Origin of the sequence: Alcanivorax sp. UBA3183 (genome assembly GCF_002364155.1) — a bacterium.
In the GTDB taxonomy this organism is placed as follows: Bacteria; Pseudomonadota; Gammaproteobacteria; order Pseudomonadales; family Alcanivoracaceae; genus Alcanivorax; species Alcanivorax jadensis.
Genome location: NZ_DEXN01000006.1, coordinates 233,734 through 252,218, shown reverse-complemented (window position 1 = coordinate 252,218; position 18,485 = coordinate 233,734). Strand labels below are relative to the sequence as shown.

Annotated in this window: 22 protein-coding genes and 3 tRNA genes; 9 read left to right on the top strand and 16 right to left on the bottom strand. The window is 59.3% G+C overall.

Going from position 1 to position 18,485, the window contains the following annotated elements; genetic code table 11:
* Nucleotides 1–42 precede the first annotated feature (42 nt).
* Nucleotides 43–1,587, bottom strand: coding sequence for an adenylate/guanylate cyclase domain-containing protein (locus tag B3Q33_RS02600; RefSeq protein ID WP_273008861.1), 1,545 nt, complete (start codon nucleotides 1,585–1,587; stop codon nucleotides 43–45).
* A gap of 298 nt (nucleotides 1,588–1,885) precedes the next feature.
* On the opposite strand from B3Q33_RS02600, the gene B3Q33_RS02595 reads away from it, so the two are divergent.
* The 4 genes from B3Q33_RS02595 to B3Q33_RS02580 all read left to right on the top strand — a co-directional run bounded on the left by B3Q33_RS02595 (nucleotide 1,886) and on the right by B3Q33_RS02580 (nucleotide 4,822).
* On the top strand, nucleotides 1,886–2,443 hold the full coding sequence (locus tag B3Q33_RS02595; protein ID WP_035246814.1) for a nitroreductase family protein: 558 nt from the start codon (nucleotides 1,886–1,888) through the stop codon (nucleotides 2,441–2,443).
* Nucleotides 2,440–2,883, top strand: a complete 444-nt coding sequence (locus tag B3Q33_RS02590; protein WP_035246812.1) for a YiiD C-terminal domain-containing protein — start codon at nucleotides 2,440–2,442, stop codon at nucleotides 2,881–2,883. Before B3Q33_RS02595 ends, B3Q33_RS02590 begins: the two co-directional genes overlap by 4 nt.
* Before the next feature lie 128 nt (nucleotides 2,884–3,011).
* Nucleotides 3,012–3,099, top strand: a tRNA-Ser gene (locus tag B3Q33_RS02585).
* Between the two features lie 244 nt (nucleotides 3,100–3,343).
* Nucleotides 3,344–4,822: an AbgT family transporter gene (locus B3Q33_RS02580; protein WP_273008860.1), complete on the top strand. Its 1,479-nt coding sequence runs from the start codon at nucleotides 3,344–3,346 to the stop codon at nucleotides 4,820–4,822.
* A gap of 147 nt (nucleotides 4,823–4,969) precedes the next feature.
* Here B3Q33_RS02580 and B3Q33_RS02575 read toward each other — a convergent pair whose 3' ends face one another.
* The 7 genes from B3Q33_RS02575 to B3Q33_RS02545 all read right to left on the bottom strand — a co-directional run bounded on the left by B3Q33_RS02575 (nucleotide 4,970) and on the right by B3Q33_RS02545 (nucleotide 9,081).
* Nucleotides 4,970–5,338, bottom strand: a complete 369-nt coding sequence (locus tag B3Q33_RS02575) for a DUF4870 domain-containing protein (RefSeq protein ID WP_273008859.1) — start codon at nucleotides 5,336–5,338, stop codon at nucleotides 4,970–4,972.
* 39 nt (nucleotides 5,339–5,377) lie between these two features.
* The gene (gene queF / locus B3Q33_RS02570; RefSeq protein ID WP_273008857.1) at nucleotides 5,378–6,217 is read right to left on the bottom strand and encodes an NADPH-dependent 7-cyano-7-deazaguanine reductase QueF; all 840 of its coding nucleotides are present in this window, start codon (nucleotides 6,215–6,217) and stop codon (nucleotides 5,378–5,380) included.
* A 55-nt stretch (nucleotides 6,218–6,272) separates the two neighbouring features.
* The gene (locus B3Q33_RS02565; protein ID WP_035246803.1) at nucleotides 6,273–7,046 is read right to left on the bottom strand and encodes an ABC transporter permease; all 774 of its coding nucleotides are present in this window, start codon (nucleotides 7,044–7,046) and stop codon (nucleotides 6,273–6,275) included.
* Nucleotides 7,043–7,975, bottom strand: a complete 933-nt coding sequence (locus B3Q33_RS02560; RefSeq protein WP_273008856.1) for an ABC transporter ATP-binding protein — start codon at nucleotides 7,973–7,975, stop codon at nucleotides 7,043–7,045. The genes B3Q33_RS02565 and B3Q33_RS02560 overlap by 4 nt, the downstream gene beginning before the upstream one ends.
* A 44-nt stretch (nucleotides 7,976–8,019) precedes the next feature.
* Nucleotides 8,020–8,691 carry a histidine phosphatase family protein gene (locus B3Q33_RS02555; protein ID WP_273008854.1) on the bottom strand — a complete coding sequence of 224 codons (672 nt, stop codon included), beginning with the start codon at nucleotides 8,689–8,691 and terminating at the stop codon, nucleotides 8,020–8,022.
* Nucleotides 8,692–8,895: 204 nt separating this feature from the next.
* Nucleotides 8,896–8,971, bottom strand: a tRNA-Gly gene (locus B3Q33_RS02550).
* Between the two features lie 34 nt (nucleotides 8,972–9,005).
* A tRNA-Glu gene (locus B3Q33_RS02545) sits at nucleotides 9,006–9,081 on the bottom strand.
* Nucleotides 9,082–9,258: 177 nt separating this feature from the next.
* Here B3Q33_RS02545 and B3Q33_RS02540 point away from each other — a divergent pair.
* Nucleotides 9,259–9,918, top strand: coding sequence for a glutathione S-transferase family protein (locus B3Q33_RS02540; protein WP_273008853.1), 660 nt, complete (start codon nucleotides 9,259–9,261; stop codon nucleotides 9,916–9,918).
* Nucleotides 9,919–10,063: 145 nt separating this feature from the next.
* Here B3Q33_RS02540 and B3Q33_RS02535 read toward each other — a convergent pair whose 3' ends face one another.
* The 8 genes from B3Q33_RS02535 to ccmA all read right to left on the bottom strand — a co-directional run bounded on the left by B3Q33_RS02535 (nucleotide 10,064) and on the right by ccmA (nucleotide 16,555).
* Nucleotides 10,064–10,567, bottom strand: coding sequence for a GDYXXLXY domain-containing protein (locus tag B3Q33_RS02535; RefSeq protein WP_273008852.1), 504 nt, complete (start codon nucleotides 10,565–10,567; stop codon nucleotides 10,064–10,066).
* Entirely contained in the window at nucleotides 10,564–11,880 is a 1,317-nt protein-coding gene (locus B3Q33_RS02530) for a DUF2157 domain-containing protein (protein WP_273008851.1), read from the bottom strand. The genes B3Q33_RS02535 and B3Q33_RS02530 overlap by 4 nt, the downstream gene beginning before the upstream one ends.
* Before the next feature lie 237 nt (nucleotides 11,881–12,117).
* Nucleotides 12,118–13,605 (bottom strand): RimK family protein, encoded by a 1,488-nt coding sequence (locus B3Q33_RS02525; protein ID WP_035246790.1) that lies wholly within the window; start codon nucleotides 13,603–13,605, stop codon nucleotides 12,118–12,120.
* A gap of 232 nt (nucleotides 13,606–13,837) precedes the next feature.
* On the bottom strand, nucleotides 13,838–14,296 hold the full coding sequence (ccmE, locus tag B3Q33_RS02520) for a cytochrome c maturation protein CcmE (RefSeq protein ID WP_273008850.1): 459 nt from the start codon (nucleotides 14,294–14,296) through the stop codon (nucleotides 13,838–13,840).
* On the bottom strand, nucleotides 14,293–14,481 hold the full coding sequence (gene ccmD / locus B3Q33_RS02515; RefSeq protein ID WP_035246784.1) for a heme exporter protein CcmD: 189 nt from the start codon (nucleotides 14,479–14,481) through the stop codon (nucleotides 14,293–14,295). Before ccmD ends, ccmE begins: the two co-directional genes overlap by 4 nt.
* The gene (gene ccmC, locus B3Q33_RS02510; RefSeq protein ID WP_035246781.1) at nucleotides 14,481–15,239 is read right to left on the bottom strand and encodes a heme ABC transporter permease CcmC; all 759 of its coding nucleotides are present in this window, start codon (nucleotides 15,237–15,239) and stop codon (nucleotides 14,481–14,483) included. The genes ccmD and ccmC overlap by 1 nt, the downstream gene beginning before the upstream one ends.
* Nucleotides 15,240–15,908: a heme exporter protein CcmB gene (gene ccmB / locus B3Q33_RS02505; protein WP_035246779.1), complete on the bottom strand. Its 669-nt coding sequence runs from the start codon at nucleotides 15,906–15,908 to the stop codon at nucleotides 15,240–15,242.
* The gene (ccmA, locus tag B3Q33_RS02500; RefSeq protein WP_052042636.1) at nucleotides 15,905–16,555 is read right to left on the bottom strand and encodes a cytochrome c biogenesis heme-transporting ATPase CcmA; all 651 of its coding nucleotides are present in this window, start codon (nucleotides 16,553–16,555) and stop codon (nucleotides 15,905–15,907) included. Before ccmA ends, ccmB begins: the two co-directional genes overlap by 4 nt.
* A gap of 268 nt (nucleotides 16,556–16,823) precedes the next feature.
* Here ccmA and B3Q33_RS02495 point away from each other — a divergent pair, with 268 nt between their 5' ends.
* The 4 genes from B3Q33_RS02495 to B3Q33_RS02480 are packed head-to-tail and all read left to right on the top strand — an operon-like array spanning nucleotide 16,824 to nucleotide 18,412.
* Nucleotides 16,824–17,375, top strand: coding sequence for a lipocalin family protein (locus tag B3Q33_RS02495; RefSeq protein WP_273008849.1), 552 nt, complete (start codon nucleotides 16,824–16,826; stop codon nucleotides 17,373–17,375).
* Nucleotides 17,376–17,378: 3 nt separating this feature from the next.
* Complete coding sequence (locus B3Q33_RS02490) at nucleotides 17,379–17,792, top strand: DUF4279 domain-containing protein (protein ID WP_035246772.1); 414 nt, start codon at nucleotides 17,379–17,381, stop codon at nucleotides 17,790–17,792.
* Nucleotides 17,776–18,249, top strand: coding sequence for a CYTH domain-containing protein (locus tag B3Q33_RS02485; protein WP_286826745.1), 474 nt, complete (start codon nucleotides 17,776–17,778; stop codon nucleotides 18,247–18,249). The genes B3Q33_RS02490 and B3Q33_RS02485 overlap by 17 nt, the downstream gene beginning before the upstream one ends.
* Nucleotides 18,242–18,412 carry a hypothetical protein gene (locus B3Q33_RS02480; RefSeq protein ID WP_286826743.1) on the top strand — a complete coding sequence of 57 codons (171 nt, stop codon included), beginning with the start codon at nucleotides 18,242–18,244 and terminating at the stop codon, nucleotides 18,410–18,412. Before B3Q33_RS02485 ends, B3Q33_RS02480 begins: the two co-directional genes overlap by 8 nt.
* Nucleotides 18,413–18,485: the final 73 nt, after the last annotated feature.

Below are 18,485 nucleotides of genomic sequence, written 5' to 3'. Positions count from 1 at the left end.
TCGTAGCTCGTAGCTCGTAGCTTGTAGCTTGTAGCGACTCCCTCAAACCCGCACTTCGGTCTGCACCTTTTTCGCGGCGCGGCCCATCATCTCGATGATCTTTTCCCGTTCGCGTTTTTTCAGTTCGGCGCTTTTGACATGCAGGCTGAAACCTTCGGCTTCGAAGTCCACCTCCACCGGCTTTTCCTGTTTCAGATCCGTGGCGGACCGGGCCAGGGTCTTGAGGATGGAGTTCTTGTCGAAATTGCGAATACGCTCCAGATCCAGATGGATGCCGAAGCCCTGGGTCTCCGCAGAAACATAACGATTTCGGGCACCCGCATCCTTCTTGGCCCCCATGGCTTCAAATACGGGAATCGGTCGATTGAACCCCTTGACCTGAATGTCGCCGATATTGCGGCACTGGATGCGATCTTTTACCAGGTCCTGGGTGGCTTCGGAAATCAGCACGCCGCCAGGGCGGCAAGCGGATTCAAGGCGGCTGGCCAGGTTCACATCGGTGCCGAGAATAGTGTAGTCCATCCGGGAATCGGTACCGAAGTTGCCCACCGTCACGTAGCCAGTGTTAATGCCGATGCGGATTTCCAGCTTGTGGTCAATGCCCTCACGCTTCCAGCGCTGGCGCAGCAATTTCATCTGCTCCTGCATTTCGATGGCCATCATCACGCATCGGAAAGCATCTTCCTGGGCGCCAGCACTTTTCGGGTCGCCGAAAAATACCATCACCGCATCACCGATAAACTTGTCGATGGTGCCGCCATGGCGCAGGGCAATGCGGGTCATCTCGCTAAGGTAGGCATTTAGCATGCTGGTCAGGGTTTCCAGCGGCAGCTCTTCTGAAATGGCGCTGAAACCCTTGATATCGGAAAAGAATACCGTCAGCCGCTTGCGGCGGGTTTCCAGCTTGGCATCACGCTTGCCGGAAAAGATCGAGCCCCATACCTGCGGTGGCAGATACTTGGCCAGCTTGCGAGACATGTCCACCGCCTGTTTCTGCTGACGACGCACTGCATCCTGGGCCTGTTTCAGGTAACGGGCCTGCAGGTGCGCAAAGGCGGAGGACGCGCCCACATAAATGCCCAGCCCGAGCAGTGAGATGACTGTCAGCAGCACTGGCGACTGTTCCACCGGCAAGGCGGGGAAACCCAGGATCCAGCCCATCAGCAGGGCGCCAATGGCTGTCATCAGCAGGTTCAGCAACCAGGGTTTCAGACCACCGCTGCTGACCGCATTGGCGTGGACAATGATCAGCAATACCAGCGAAGGCACCAGGGCAAAATGCAGCAGAGCGCACACCACCCCGATGATCATCGCATCAGCCTGCATCAACAGTTGATGCACCGGCTTTTGCGGTCGATCCTGTCTCTCCGCCAGGAACAGCAGCCCCTGGGCTATCAACGGATAGACGAGCAGGCCCGCCACGCCAAGCATATACAGCTGGGGATACAGTTCCAGCTTCAGACCCGCCATGAGAATCGTGGCGGCCACAAGGAAAGCCAGTAAACGGATGTAGTTAGCCTGACGGCGTGCCCGCTCCATTGGACCGATCTGGGATCGGCGGGCTTTCTTTTTGGTTGAACTTGTCATGTGAACCGATTCACGTCATTTGCGAGAAGCTTATCTCTTTCCCATCTAAGAAAAAAGACTGGCATGATCAAAGGTGGCTTGTAGCCTACCTAATGCCTTTACACCGCTGAGCCGGGTTGCTCGCCATGCAGAGCCGTGAACCTTGAACGTGGCCCAGCAGGCCTTACGGCCCACGCCGTACCTGGAGATATTTTCAGCGACAACTCAGTGATGTAGAGGCATTAGGTAGGCTCCCCCCTTTGACTGGGAGTTATTTTCAAATCGGGCTACCATGGCGCCCCTGTACAAGGAGCCCTGAATGGACACCATCACCGCCCTCACTACCCGTGTTTCCAGCCCGCGACTGGACCAGCCCGGTCCCAGCGACGAGCAGCTCGACCTGTTGCTGCGTGCTGCCATCCGTGCACCGGATCATGGTCTGTTACGTCCCTGGCGCTTCATTGTGCTGGAAGGCGAACAACGGGAACGGCTGGGCGACATCATGGAAGCGCAGCTGCTGGAAGATCAGCCCGAGGCCGACTCGCGCAGCCGGGCCAATGCCCGCAACAAGGCCCTGCGCGCGCCCACCATTCTCGTGGCGGTGGCTGAAGTCACTGAGAACCACAAAATTCCGGTGTGGGAGCAGGTGCTGGCCGTGGGGGCTGCTGTGCAGAACATGATGGTAGCCGCCTACGAACTGAACCTGGGCGCCATGTGGCGTACCGGCGCTCTGGCCAACTCCGATCTGGCCAAACGCATGCTGGGCTTTGCCCCCAAGGATCAGGTGGTAGCCTATCTGTACCTGGGCACCCCAGTGGGCAACCTGAAGAACCTGCCCGACGATTCCCCCGCCGACTTCATTCGTACCCTGCCATGATGGATCTGGATGCGTTGGCAGAACGGGTCCGCGACGCCATACCACTGACGCGGCATCTGGACTTCACCTTCGCCGGGTTTGACGGCCTCAGTCTGGTCGTCACCGCCCCCCTGGGGCCCAACCACAACGACAAGGGCACCTTCTTCGCCGGCAGCCAGTCCGCACTGCTGACGCTGGCCGGCTGGGGCCTGACAACCCTGCTTGCCCAACAGAGCGGCCACCCGGCCGATGTGGTGGCTGTGGAAACCTCGCTGGAATACAAATTACCTCTGGACGGTGATCTACAGATTACTGCGTCCATCAGCGAAGAGGATCGGGAGCGTTTCGCTCAGCGCCTGAGCCGCCGGGGCAAGGCCACACTACGCATTCACGCCAAAGGCACCGACGTCGACGGCAAGGTGGTTTGCCTTTATCAGGGCCTGTACCTGGCAAGAACCTGAGCCCCTGACGCAGAAATGCTCAAACCCTGACCAACCAGGCGGTCGGGCGCTTGCCTCAAGCCCCACCCTCCGGTACTCTACGCGCCCTCAAGAGTTGGCCAGAAGGCTCTTGAGCACAATCAGTTTAAGGTGGGGTGTCCGAGTGGCCGAAGGAGCACGCCTGGAAAGTGTGTATACGGAAACGTATCGAGGGTTCGAATCCCTCCCCCACCGCCAAATAAAGAAAGCCCCGCAATGCGGGGCTTTTTTGTGGGCGCATAACCCTATGACGGTTTCTCCCTGCAAAACCGCTACTGATGAAAAGTCTTCCGCCATCCGTTGGAGCTATGCTTGCATGGCGAACCTTCTCCACCCCTTCGCCATGCAAGCATAGCTCCAACGAAACACTCCCCCTCGAACGCCCTTGTTCCCGCTACCTGCTACTCGCTAAAGTGATCCGATTACAACAGGGGATCGCATCATGACCAACACCACCGGCTGGCTGGGCCGACTGGAAACGCTGGGCAATAAACTGCCCCACCCTACCCTGCTGTTTGTCTGGCTGTGCCTGTTGTTACTTCCCCTCACCGCCGTACTCGGAGCGCTGGAGCTTTCCACTCAGCATCCGCTCAGCGAGGAGACAGTGACAGCGCGCTCGCTGGTGGACGGAGACGGCATCCGCTATCTGTTCACCTCACTGGTGGGAAACTTCACCGGCTTTGCGCCCCTGGGTATTGTGCTGGTGGCCATGCTGGGGCTGGGCGTCGCCGAGCAATCCGGGTTGCTGTCAGTGAGCCTGGCCAGCCTGGTACGCCGGGCCTCCGGCCGCACCCTGGTGATCACGGTAGCCTTTGCCGGAGTCCTCTCCAGCCTTACCGTGGACGCCGGCTATGTGGTTCTGATTCCGTTGGCCGGGCTGGTGTTCCAACTCGCTGGCCGCTCCCCCATTGCCGGTATTGCCACCGCCTTTGCGGCAGTATCCGGCGGTTTTAGCGCCAACCTGCTGGTGGGTCCGGTGGATGCCACCCTGGCCGGCCTGTCCACAGAAGCCGCCCGTATTGTGGACCCGACTCGCACCGTGGATGCCACCGGCAATTACTGGTTCATTATCGTCTCCACCTTTCTGGTTACAGCGTTGGTGACTCTGGTCACCCAGCGCATCACCGAACCCCGGCTGGCCAGCCAGCCAACGGCAGAGACCTCCGCCCCCCAGGTGCCAACCAGCCACCCCAGTGCCATGAAATGGACTCTGGCAGCACTACTGATCCTGCTGGTAGGCATCGCGTTACTGGTGCTCCCGCCAGAGGCTCCCTTGCGCCACCAGGACACAGGTGGCGTGCTCGGCTCGCCGTTCATTCATGGACTGGTGGTGATAGTGGCGCTCATCGCTGGGGTGTGTGGCGCGGTGTATGGACGTGTCAGCGGCCAGTTTCGCAATGCCGGCGATATCATTACCGCCATGGAAACCACCATGGCCTCCATGGCCGGTTACCTGGTGCTGATGTTCTTTGCCGCCCAGTTCGTGGCCTGGTTCAACTACAGCCAGCTGGGCTTGCTGTTGGCCATCGAGGGCGCCGCCTGGCTGGGCAGCCTGACAGTGCCCGACGTGGTGCTGTTACTGCTGTTCCTGCTGCTCACCACCATGATCAATCTGTTGATCGGTAGCGCTTCCGCCAAATGGTCCATCCTGGCCCCCATCTTCGTGCCCATGCTGATGCTGCTGGGCATTTCCCCGGAAGCCACCCAGGCGGCCTACCGGGTAGGCGATTCCAGCACCAATATCATCACCCCGCTGATGCCCTATTTCGTGCTGGTACTTGGCTTCGCCCGCCGCTACCAGCCAGACACCGGCATCGGCACCCTGATCGCCCTGATGCTGCCGTATAGCCTGACGTTGTTGTTGGGGTGGTCGGTCTTGCTGGGGGTGTGGATCGGGTTTGGCTGGCCGTTGGGGCCGTAAAAGCAGCGGCTAGCTACTAGCTGCGACCCGAAGAAACGCTAGCGGCAAGCTCCAAATTGGGTGCCCGCGCTGCAATGCCCCCAAACCAAAAAAACGCGCCAGAAGGCGCGTTTTTACTCGTAGCTAACAGCTAGAAGCTCGTAGCTATTATTTAATCAACCGAATGGTCAACGGATAACGATAGCGCTCCCCACCATTGGCTTTGACCGCAGCAATGATGGTCATCACCAGCCAGAAGATGCCGATGATGGGCAGCAGAAGACCGCCAATGACCACGAACATCAACAGGAAGGCGATAAAGCCGGCAATGGAGATGGTGATGTTGAAGTTCAGTGCTTCCTTGCCCTGATCATCAACAAAGGCACTGCCATCTTTCTTTACCAGCCACATGATCAGTGGCCCCAGTATATTGCCGAATGGCACTATCAGACCCGCCAGTGCCAACAAGTGGCAGGCAAGGCCCAGGCTTCGCTCTTCCTGTTTGGGTTCACCCTGGGTCTGTTCCAGATCGGACATTGTTCGCTCCTTGATAACGATGTTGGCTTGTTGGCGTTGTTACTGACGGATGGTGCGTCGGTTCGGTAACGGCTGCTCGCTGTTGGAGCGGAACGGGTTGATATCGATGCCACCACGGCGGGTAAAGCGACCGTAGACGGTCAGGTGACGTGGGGAGCACTGGCGCATAAGATCCACGAACATCTGCTCGATGATCTGTTCATGGAAGCCCTGATGATTACGCAGGGACACCACGTAACGCAGAAAACTGGCCGGGCTGATGGCTCGGCCGGTGTAGCGCACCACTACCGTGGCCCAGTCCGGCTGGTTGGTCACCGGGCAATGGCTGCGCAGCAGATGGGAATAGAGTTGCCCGGTCTGTTCGGCACCCTGGTCACACAGCAGCAGGTCGGGCCGGTATTCATAGTGCTCGAAACCGATATCGATGTTGTCCACGCACTGGCCGCGATCTTCCCACACCGGAAAGCCGGCGGATTCTTCCAGGGAATGCAGCAACACTTCCATGTTGCCACCCACCGTCTGCGCCACATCCTTTTCAATCGTGGCGCGCACCTTATCCCGGTTTTCAAAACGGGTGTTGGCAAAGGAATTCAGATACAGCTTGAGTGATTTGGATTCCACGATGTTGGGGGTGGTGCAGGGGATGCGCAGCTCGCACAGGGCCACCACCGGTTTGCCCTTTTCATTGAGCCAGGACAGCTCGTAGGCATTCCATATATCCGTGCCGTGGAACGGCAGGCTGGTATCTTCATCGCCCAGCTCCTCCAGCTCCAGGGATTCCCGCGCATCCCAGCGCGGCACCGGGCACAGTAGCGAGGGCGTGTACTCATCTACATAATCGCTGGATCGCCCCAGCGGTGTTTCCTTCAAGTAGCTCATGGCAACCTCTTGGTACTTCCGTCCTTGGCTTGGATCTTCATCATAATCCGAATGTTCAATGGCGAATACCCGTACCACGCTGCAATAACCAAAGCGCCAACAGATAGAACGCCACCACAAATGCCATGATCGCTGCCAGCGAGGCATAGACGTTCACATCACTGACACCCAGAACGCCATACCGGAAGGCGTTAACCATATAAACGATGGGATTGGCCAGGCTCACCATTCGCCAGAACTCCGGTAACAAGTCGATGGAATAGAACACCCCACCCAGGTAGGTCAGCGGCGTCAGAATGAAGGTGGGAACAATGGAAATATCATCGAACTTGTTGGCGAAGATGGCATTGATAAATCCTCCCAGGGCAAACAGGGCTGCCGTCAGTATCACCACGGTGATGGTGATCAGCAGGTGCTGCATGGATAGCTGGGTGAAAAACAGACTGAGCAGGCTGACGATCAGCCCCACCAGCATGCCGCGCACCATACCGCCAACAATAAAGCCGTTAAGGATCACATGAGCCGGCATAGGCGACACCAGCATCTCTTCAATGGAATGCTGGAACTTGGTGGAAAAGAACGAGCTGACCACATTGCCGTAGCTGTTCTGTATCACGCTCATCATGATCAGGCCGGGCACGATGTACTGCATGTAGTTGAAACCGCCCATCTCACCAATGCGACTACCGATGAGGTTACCGAAGATCACGAAGTACAGCGTCATGGTGATCGCCGGTGGCAGCAGGGTCTGCGGCCAGATGCGGGTAAAACGTCGAATTTCCTTGGTAACGATGGTGAGAAAGGCCACCCACTGTTCGCGTGCACTCATGATGCCTGCTCCCCGGGCAGATTCTGCTCTACCAGTCGCACAAACAACTCCTCCAGCCGGTTGGCCTTGTTACGCATGCTCATCACTTCAAAGTGCTGTTCCTGCAGCGCCACGAACAAGGTATTGAGGCTTTGTGATTTCGGCACAGCCACTTCCAGCGTACGAGAATCTCTCAGCCACACCTCGAACCCTTCCAGTACCGGCACCTCGGTGACCGGCCGCGCCAGATCCAGAATGAAGGTTTCCACCTGCAATTTTTCCAGCAGGGATTTCATGTCGGTATTTTCCACAATGATGCCGTGATCAATGATGGCAATGTGGCGACACAGGGATTCCGCTTCTTCCAGATAGTGCGTGGTAAGAATGATCGTCTTCCCCTCGCCGTTGATACGGGTGAGGAAATCCCACATGGAACGGCGCAGCTCGATATCCACCCCGGCGGTGGGCTCATCGAGAATCAACAGCTCAGGCTCATGCACCAGCGCCCGGGCAATCATCAGCCGACGCTTCATGCCACCGGACAGAGTCCGCGACTGCTTGTCGCGCTTTTCCCACAGGCCCAGCTGGCGCAGGTATTTTTCCGCCCGCTCCCGGGCCAGGGGCACAGGGATGCCATAGAAACCCGCCTGAGTGACGACAATGTCGAACACCTTTTCAAACTGGTTGAAGTTGAATTCCTGGGGCACCACACCAATTTTCATCTTGGCCAGGGCACGCTGGGTATCCAGGGAATGGCCAAAGATGCTCACCTCCCCCGCGGTCTTGTTCACCAGGGAACTGATCACACCAATGGTGGTGGACTTGCCTGCCCCGTTGGGGCCCAGCAGGGCAAAGAAATCGCCCTTCTCCACCTGCAGATCGATGCCCTTGAGCGCATGCACGCCATTGGCATAGGTCTTGGTCAGATTACGAATCGTCAGAGCAGACAAGGATCACCTCGCCAAAATAGTCGAATGGATGATGAAGAGAGGGATCAGTGATCCAGAACCCGGTGGCCATGCTCACCACGCCAGACCCAGTGCATCTGCCCGCCGCTGAACCATACCCAGAGGCCTTCCATCATCCAGGGCCAGTCTTCTTCGCTGATGCGGCGACGGCCATGCAGCTCGGCCACCAGCACCGCGAGGATAGTGTCATGGGTGACGTGAACATTGAGATGCCCACTGGCTGGTTCACGAGCCTTGAGGTAAGCCGCCAGCTTGGACCGGCCTTCCGCCGGTGACAGCATGCCCTCAAACGGCTCTTGAAGGTGGTGGTTGAGGAACTTGAAGGCCCCCATTTTCAGGAAGGTGGGCCCCACCTGATTCAGATCTTCCACATAGCACCCGGGCTCCACCAGCGTGGTATCTGTGGTCACCTCGGGGATATCCGCTATCAGTCCGGCCTTGCGCGCCCCTTCCGCCATGGCGATGGCGGTATTCACGCAGCGCCCCACCGGGCTGGAATAAAACGCCTCCACTGGCCGCGCCAGCTGGGTGCCCCATTCGCGGGCCATTTCGATGCCCTCCGGAGTCAACGGCAGCCGATAGTCGGCAAAGCCGTTCTTGGCCAGCTCACGCACGGAATGACGCGTCAGCAGATGGACAGGCTTGTCCTTCGGCAACAGGTTAAGGGCTTCCAGCAATCGCGGGTGTAGGCGCGCCATAGTCTCTTCACTTAGGGTCAGGCCTTAGTGTACGGAGCGCTATAGCGAAAGCAAACCATGAGGGGAGATTCATCGTACTACTGGTGAGCACAACACCCACCGCAGACCGGATTAGCCAAGCCTGTGCGTGTTGCCTGTTGCGTGAACCGTGTCGCAGCCGCAGAACGGCATAAAAAAAGGGACCCGAAAGGGTCCCTTTTAATTTGGAGCGGGAAACGAGATTCGAACTCGCGACCCCGACCTTGGCAAGGTCGTGCTCTACCAGCTGAGCTATTCCCGCTTAACTACTTGCCAGCTAATCGCTAGCGAATTAGTGGCGTCCCCTAGGGGAGTCGAACCCCTGTTACCGCCGTGAAAGGGCGGTGTCCTGGGCCACTAGACGAAGGGGACCCGGGCTTGACGTGGTACGTCAAAGCGGCGCGTAGAATAGGTATCTGATCGCCCAGCGTCAAGGAAAAATTTTGTCCCAGTCCGTCATTGACCCGAAAAACCTGTGCTGCTCTGATAATGCCTTTACTGATTTCAGAAAATTGGCGAAAAAACACACACTTATCGGGAGAGTAACGCATGACCATCAAGCTGTACGGAGCCGCCCTGTCGCCATTCGTCCGCAAGACTCGGGTTGCCCTGGCACTGAAAGGCATTGAGTTTGAATCTGTCCATGTGGACCCCACCAGCCCCCCTGAGGGCTATGAAAAAATCAGCCCCATGAAACGGATTCCCGCACTGGAAGTGGACGGCCAGTACCTTGCCGACTCTGCAGCGATCTGTGCCTGGATGGAAAAAACCCAGCCGGAACCGGCGCTCTACCCCAGCGATGCCATGGAAATGGGTCAGGCTATCTGGTTTGAACGTTTCGTGGATTACGACCTGGCCATGCGCTGCACGTTTGCGGTCTTCCGCAACCGGGTGGTCATGCGGCTGCTTGGCAAGGAATGCGATGAAGAGAAAGTCCAGCACGCCCTCACCACCACGATTCCACCGCTGTTCGCCTATCTGGACAAGGCGTTGGACGGCCGCGAATTTCTGGTCGGCGACAGCATCACGATTGCTGATATTTCTCTGGCCAGCCAGATGGTGAACTTCAAACACGGCGGCGAAAGCATCGACCCGGCCAAATACCCCAACCTGGCCGCCCACACCGAGCGCATGCACGCCCTGGAGCCTTTTGCCAAGACCATCGAGAAGGAGTCCGGGTTTATTCAGAAGGTGATGGGGGGAGGCTAATTGATAATTGAGAATGGATAATTGATAACTGCGCGCGAAAGCGTGCAGGTGTCTTGAACGTAAGAGGCCGCGCCCAAGCTATGGGAGCGGCCTCTTACGTTTTAAATACAAAGAATATGGATCGCGCGTTATCAATTATCCATTCTCAATTATCAATTGCTTGCGTCTCCACCTTCACCAACGCCGCCCGCCCATTCGGTGCCACCTTCACCACCGCCACGGCGCCATCGCGTAATTCCCGCTCCAGCTGCAGGGCCTTTTCCTTGGGTGCGAATAGCGCCTCGATGCCAAAGGTCACCCGGCTGGCGCCGCCCCAGGGCGAACCGCTGACTCTGCCGCGCAGATAGATGCCTTGCTCCGGGGGCTGGTGAGCAGGAGTCTGCCCGCGCCACACCTGGCCGTCCTGTTCCAACGGCAGGTAAATCAAGTCACCGGGGCGGAACCCTGCGGTGGGCAGGGTGCTGAAGTCATAGCCCAGGCGGGCATAGTTACCGCGAAACAGATCCCGCGGGTCCACCGGGCGGGTTTCCAGACGGATTTCCTTGCCCAGCCATAACGGGTAGAAACCGTTGACGAATACCCCGGCGAGAATCGCCACCTGCAGGGTAAGAGCGGCCAGCAGGGCCAGCCTCAGAGTGCGCTGTTTCATGCCTGCCCCTCCCCGGATTCCTGGCCCGCAAGACGCTGCTGGCGACGCCAATACCGCGCCGCCCCATAGAGTACCGCGGCCGCCACCAGAAACATGGCCGCTGCGCCCAGATAGTCGCCGAACAAGTCCAGATAACGCATCACCGCCAGCGCCAGTACCAAGGCAATGCCGCTGTAGAAGAACTGGCTGAGGCCTCGTCGCAAGCCCTCCTGAATCAGCACAATGGCCGACAGCAACGCCAGCAGGTTCACCACCACCGCAAACAATATGGCGTCATCGCGACTCAACAGGCCATGAACGCCCAGCATGGCGAACGGCAGCAGCATCACCAGCAACCGCCCTCCGGTCTGCCCCAGGCGCCGGAACACCAACAGTGAAGACGCCAGCAAGGCGGCCAGCAGCCCCAGCCACAACCCCGGGTCCGTCAGTCCCGCCTGCTCATGCAGGTAGCCTTCGGCAAAATCACTGAAGGTGAACGGCAGCAACAGCAGCAGATAGCCACGCAAGGTCCACAGGCCGATCAGGCTGCCAGCCCGTTGCCAGTGCAATGCACTACGACTGCCCAGCCAGCACACCAGCGCATAGAGCAACGCCAACAGGCCCAGATTCAGGGTCAGATGACCGGCCTCGAAATCCGGGCCGCGGGGATAGCCATAGGCCCAGCCCAGCAACAGGTTCAGCCAGCTCACCCCCACCGCCGCCAGCACCAGCATCAGGCCAGCGGAGCGGGCCTGCACCGCCACGGTCAGCCCCACCGCCATAAACAGGGCCATGGCCCAGGGCGGTGAAAACTGCCCTTCGGCGAACAGCCAGAGCATGGCCACCGCCAGCATCAGCAGGGTGACCACCCGGCTGCGCACCAACCAGGCCATGGGTGCCACGCCCAGCGCCCAGTAGAACAGGCCGTCAGGGAAATGTTCACCCAGGTGGTAGATCTGCGCGATCAGCATGATGGAGGCGCCATAACTGATGCCGCCGAGAAACAGCCAGCCGATACCCTCACGGCGCTGCAGGTATTGATAGATCCCCACCCCGTTCAACGCCACGGTGGTGGCAATCAATCCCAGCATCCGCACTGCCCGGGGAATCGTCTCCCAGTTGGCCGACACCAGCAGCAGGATGGCCATGCCGACAAATAACAAGGCCACCGTCACCAGCACCTTGTAGGCCAGTGAGCTATCCGAATCGTCGTCCAGACGGGTGCCGTAGCGAGCCAGAATCCGGTTGCCCTGGTCTTCGCTGATATCGCCGTCATCCACCCACTGGCGACATTCGCTGCGTAGTTCGCGACGCAGTAAACCGAGAAGTTGCATGCAAAGTCCCTTGTGCTTTTTTTCGATCAGACCTGACGAGGTGGCGAAAGGCAACGCCAGGGTGTTGCGAGAAATGAGCCAAGCCGTTCAATAAAGCCCCCTGTAGGAGCGGCGCTCGAGCCGCGAACCCGAGCCCTGGCGAGGAACACCAGAGGAAGGAAATGCCGCGCGACGCGCGGTTCGTCCCTCAAGCGGAACTCCTACAGCACCCGGCGGTGTTTATCGCTTGCCCCCCAATCACACCGGCAGACCGATGCGCTTGGCTTCCATGCGACGCAGGAATTCCAGCATTACCTGGCGGTAGAGATCTTCTCCCAGCCAGGCATCTTCCACCCCGGCATCGATGTTCGGGTTGTCGTTCACCTCGATCACCACCACCTGATCGCCGGACTGTTTCAAGTCCACGCCATAGAGGCCATTGCCCATCAGCCGCGCGGCCTTGAGGGCGGCCTTCAACACCTTGGGCGGCACTTCCTGTACCGGCAAGGTACGGCTGTTGCCGGATTCGGTCTTGCCACCGCTCTGGTGGTGATAGATCTGCCAGTGTCCCTTGCTCATGAAGTACTGGCAGGCAAACAGGGGCCGGTTGTTGAGCACGCCGATGCGCCAGTCGTAATCCGTGTACATGAAGGCCTGGGCCAGTACCACCGAAGACTGCTTGAGGTAATCACGCAGGCTGGCGGCCAGCTCTTCGCGGGTCTTCACCTTGCTGATGCCACGGGAAAAGCTGCCGTCGGGGATCTTCAGCACCATGGGCAGTTTGAGTTCCTCGATCAGCTGATCAATCTGCTCATCGTCATCGCTGAACACAAAGGCGGTAGGCGGCACCGGCACGCCGTTGGCCTGCATCAGCTCCGCCAGATAGATCTTGTTGGTGCAGCGCAGGATCGAGCCCGGGTCATCCATCACGACCATGCCCTCCTGCTCCGCCTTGCGGGCGAACTGATAGGTATGGTGATCCAGCGCCGTGGTCTCGCGAATAAACAGGCCGTCGTATTCCCCCAGGCGGGTATAGGCATCGCGACCAATCTGGTCCACGCGAATCCCCAACTGGCGGCCGGCACGGATAAACCGTTTCAGCGCCGCCTTGTCACTGGGCGGCAACGCCTCTTCCTCATTGACCAGCATGGCCAGCTCGTAGCGATCGCTGCGGCGACGGCGGGGGTTGCGCCAGACACGGGCATTGAACTGCTCCAGAGACTGGGCAAAGGCATCTTCTTCCGCGCCTTTCAGCTGCTTCAGGGCCAGCGGCTTCAACGCTTCGATAGTCCACTGCTCGCGGCGACGAAAGTCCACCTTCAGCAACGGGCAAGGCAACTGATCGAAAATCTGTCGACCCAGATCGGCCAGGCCTTCCTGGGTGGTATGGCCGAAGTACAGCATCAGCGAGAAGTGATCACTGCCACTGCCCTTGCGCTTCATGGCCTTGTCCAGCGCCGCCTCGAACTGACCGAAATGCAGGCCGTAGAGCGCCTTGCGGCTCAGATCGTTTACCGTGCGCACGGACGGCAGTACCCGCTGCCCACGAGCTTCCGCCAGCAGGGAGCAGTAGTAGCCGGGGCTCAGATATTTATAGCTGCGGCACAGGTTGATCACCTGCACTTTCTTGTCGGTACAGACCGATTGCTGCGCCTGCAGATACTCCCGGGCAGAGAGCAGATGGCGGGCGGGATAGTAGGCGGCCCAGTCTGCGGGGTCGTCGACAAGAATAATGACCTGACTCATGAAAAGCCCTGAAAAAGGGAGGCACCGGAAGCGGTGCCGATAACCGCGAATGTAGGGCCAGAGAGGGAGGGGTAGCAAGCGGTTTTATTCAGTTAACAGTGAATAGTGAACAGTTAACAGCGGCGCGGTCCAGCGCCGGTTCAACTACAAGCAAAGAGGCCGCGCCCATGCCATGGACGCGGCCTCCGATCTTTCAAAGCAAGACAACGCTCACTCGCGAGCTGTTAACTATTCACTTTTCACTATTCACTTTCTTCGCCCCCGGATGCCCCGCCTTTTCCAGCGCGTCCTGCACTTCCGGTGGCATGTAGGTTTCATCGTGCTTGGCCAGCACTTCCTCGGCTTCAAAACGGTTGGTGCTGATCAGGGTGCCATTGGCGACGATGCCCTGCCCTTCACGGAACAGGTCCGGCAGGATGCCCTGGTAGTGCACGGTAAAGCTGCCCTTGCCATCGGTGAGCACGAACTGTACGTCCAAGGTCTGCTGGTCGCGTACCACACTGCCCTCTTCCACCAGACCACCCACGCGCATCTGGGTATCCAGAGGGGCCTCACCGGCCATCACCTGCTGGGGAGTGAAGAACAAGTTGATGTTCTGGCGAAGGGCGTAAAACATCAGCCCGCAGGCGATGGCCAGGCCCACCAGAATCGAAACCACCAGGATCAGTCGCTGCTTGCGTACCGCGTTCATTGTTCAGAATCTCCCAGAGTGTCACGACGCTGTTGCCGTGCCAGACGTTGACGCACCTGTCCCTGAGCGCGTATCGCCAACGCCATGTTGGCGATAATCAGAAGCGCACTGACTCCATAGGCGCTCCAGACATAAAACCCGTGTTTTCCCATGGCCAGGAAATCGGCAAAGCTTTCAAAAGCCATCAACGATCGCCCTCCTTCACCAGTTTGTTCACCCACTTGCTGCGTCGTTCCCGCCACATGACTTCGGTGCGCGCGCGCAGCAGCACATTGACCGCATACAGCAGCCACAGCCCCAGCATGCTCAACAGCAGCGGATACTTCATGGCCGGGTCGATGGTGGATTCCCCGAACATCTTCAGGGTGGAACCCTGATGCAGGGTCTGCACCCATTCCACCGAATACTTCACGATCACCACATTGATCACCCCCACCATGGCCAGCAGGCCAGCGGCACGAGCAGCCTGGCGAGGATCACGGATAACCGCCTGCAGGGCAATCACCCCCACATACATGAACAGCAGGATCAGCATGGAGGTCATGCGCGCATCCCACTGCCAGTAGGTGCCCCAGGTGGGCTTGCCCCACAGAGCACCGGTTACCAGGGAAATGGCCGCCAGCCCTGCACCGAAAGGCGCAATGGCCTTGAGCATCACTTCCGCCATCTTCATGCGCCAGACCACTGCCACCAGGCCAGACACACCCAGGGCCATATAGCCCATCAGTGCACCGCTGGACGCGGGCACATGGATAAAGATGATCCGGTAACTGTTGCCCTGCTGATAATCACTGGGGGCGAAGGCCAGCCCCCAAACCAGGCCGGCAGCCAGCGTCAGCACGGCAATGGGAGTCAGCCAGGGCAGCACCCGGGAGCTGAAGGTGTAGAAATAGCGTGGTGAACCCAGCATGTGGTACCACCGCTTCAACGTTTGCCAGACCATTTAATTCCCTGAACTGATTTTGAGACCGGCGCTCACCGCCAGCGGTCCCAGACTGATCGTTAATGCCAGCAAGGCACCCAGAATCGCCAGAATGCCATCCACATTGGCGCCACCGGCCGCCGCACTCACCGCCCCGGCGCCAAAAATCAGCACCGGGATATATAGCGGCAACACCAACACTGCGAGCAGGATACCACCTCGATTGAGTCCCACCGTGAGGGCCGCGCCGATGGCGCCGACAATGGTCAGCGCCGGGGTGCCCAGCAGCAAGCTCAGCATCACCGTCCCCAGGGCCGCGTCCGGCAGTTGCAGCATATGGCCCAGCAGCGGCGAAATCAGCACCAGCGGCAGACCGGTCAGCAACCAGTGGGCCAGCAATTTGGCCAGCACCGGCACCACCGGCATCACCGGGGCTGTGAGCAGCATGTCCAGCACACCGCTTTCCTGGTCCCGACGGAACAGGCCGTCCAGGGACAACATCACCGCCAACAGGGCCGCCACCCAGAGCACCCCCGGCGCCACCGTGGCGAGCAATTCCGGTTTCGGAGAGATTGCCAGCGGAAACAGGCTGATCACCATGACGAAGAAAAACAGCGGATTGATAATCTCCGCCGGGCTACGCCACAGCACCAGTAATTCCCGACCCAGCGCGGCACGGAAGGCATTCATGACAACACCTCGGCACGGCCATTCTCCAGATGCAGACGCTGCACGCCGTCGCCCACCCGGTGGTGGGAGGTATAGATCACCAGGGAGCCGGCCTCCGCGGCCTGCTGCATCTGCGCGTCCAGTTGCGCCACGCCGTCCTGGTCGATGGCGGTGTAGGGCTCGTCGAGTACCCACACCGCTTTGCGCTCCAGCCACAACCGCGCCAAAGCAACGCGCCGTTTCTGCCCCGCGGACAGATGCGCCGCCGGCACATCCTCAAAGCCACGCAACCCTACCGCCGCCAGGGCTGCCATGGGGTCGCCGACCTGATGATTAAGGGCGCAGGCATAGCGCAGGTTTTCCAGCGGATTGAGCTCTTCGCGGACACCGGGCTGATGCCCCAGATACAGCAGGTCCTGCTGCCATTGGGGCTGCCACCAGCGTCGCTCGCCCTCAAAGAAACCATGCAGCCCCACCAGAATCCGCAACAGGGTGGTCTTGCCGGCGCCGTTGGCACCGGTAATCTGCCAGATTTCCCCGGCGCGGGCGGTCAGGCTCAGGCCACTGAACAGCATGCGATCGTCGCGCTCGCAGCCCAGTTGCACAAGCTCCAGTCTGATGGATGAATCGGACAAAATTGCCTCCCTACGAACCTGTTCAGGCGCCATACGCAGCCGCGTTGCCCCTGAAAATGGCGCCAGGCAATACCTGCAACCCAAGGGCCGGGCCACTTTTTCCGCCAGCCCGCGATTGCTCTTATTTATGTAGAGTCACTACACCGCATAATCGCAATCACGAGCTGGCGAAAAAATTGACTCCGGCGCGGCCGCGTATAGCCCCTGAACAGGTTCTTACAGCGCGGCAGTATAGCATGCCCATTCATATCAGGCTTGATTCAGGCTAGCCTGTCACTCTACCCAAGAAGAGGAAGTCTCCATGCGCCTGATACCGGGATTTTTCACTCTGCTGCTTGCCGGCCTGCTCAGCGCCTGCGGCGCAGACAAGCCACTGGCCACCGTCGACCAGGTAGACCTGGTACGCTACAGCGGCACCTGGTATGAAATCGCCCGCCTGCCCCAGTGGTTCCAGCGCGGTTGCTACAATTCCACCGCCACCTACTCCCTCAATGAGGACGGCACAGTACGGGTGGTCAACCGTTGCCAGCGAGACGACAAGGAACCCAGCGAAGCGCAAGGCACCGCCCGGGTAGTCCCCGGCTCCGACAATGCCAAACTCAAGGTGCGTTTTGACAGCTGGATCTCCAAGCTGTTGCCCACCATCACCGAGGGCAATTACTGGATCATCGCCCTGGACAAGAACTACCAGACCGTAGTGATCGGCGAGCCGAGCCGGGAATACCTGTGGATTCTGGCACGCACCCCGCAACTGCCAGATGATCAATATCAAGCTTTGCGGCAGCTGGCCGAGAGCAAGGGCTTTCCGGTGGACGAATTGCAACGCAACCGCGACCTGCAACCGGAACAGTGATCCATGGAACACCACGTCTATTTTGCGGTTTTCGGTTTTGACCACGACCCCCGTCAACTGGATCTGCTGCTCGGGCAAAGTGCCGACGACTACTGGCATGAGGGGGAAAGTTTCAGCGAGGCCTTCCCCGATGCCCGTCGCCGGGAAAACCGCTGGATCCTGTCCAGCCAGCTGGACCATACGGCCAGCCACCGGGACCATTTCGAGAAACTGCTCTACAAACTGAAACGCCTGGCCCCGCAACTGCAAGCTCTGGAAGCGGACTACCGTTTCGGCATCGGCGTGTCACACTACTTCGTGATGGACGACCCCGCCTTCTATCTGCCCGCCGAGATTCTCGACGGCTACGATACGCTGGGCTTTGCCATCACCTTCGATCAACTGGGACTGGACGGCAGCCATGGCACAGGAAATTGAGCGCAAGTTTCTCATCAGGGACCCAGGCATTGTGGATTCGCTGGCCGGCGAACGTCTGACGCAGGGTTACCTGAGTCACGACAAGAACGCCACCGTACGGGTTCGCATTGCCGGCAACAGCGGCTGGCTGACCATCAAGGGCAAAACCGTGGGCGCCACCCGCAGTGAATTCGAATACCCGGTGCCTCAGGAAGACGCCCGGCAAATGCTGGATGAACTGTGTGGCGCCGGCGTCATCGACAAGACCCGTTACCGCCTACCCCAGGGCGAGCTGTGCTGGGAGATCGACGTCTTCCATGGTGACAACGATGGCCTGATTGTCGCTGAGATCGAGCTGCCCAGCGAAGACACCCCCTTCGACAAACCCGACTGGCTGGGCGAAGAGGTCACCGGCGATGCCCGCTATTACAACAGCGCCTTGAGCAGTACGCCCTTCAACCAGTGGGCCGATGACTGAGCAGCGCTTTACCCTCTGGCGCCAGGACGATAACGGCATCAAGGCCAGAGTGGCTGACTACCCGACCCGCCAGGCGGCGGAACAGGCCCGGGCGGATTACGAATCCCTGGGTCACAAACAACTCTACTGGGTGGAAAAAAACCGTCAGCGCGACACTGAGTGAATTCACAGATTGCCGCAGGTCATCACGACGGGGTCATAATCAGCCGGGACACTCAGGCTGAGGAGGGAGGGCA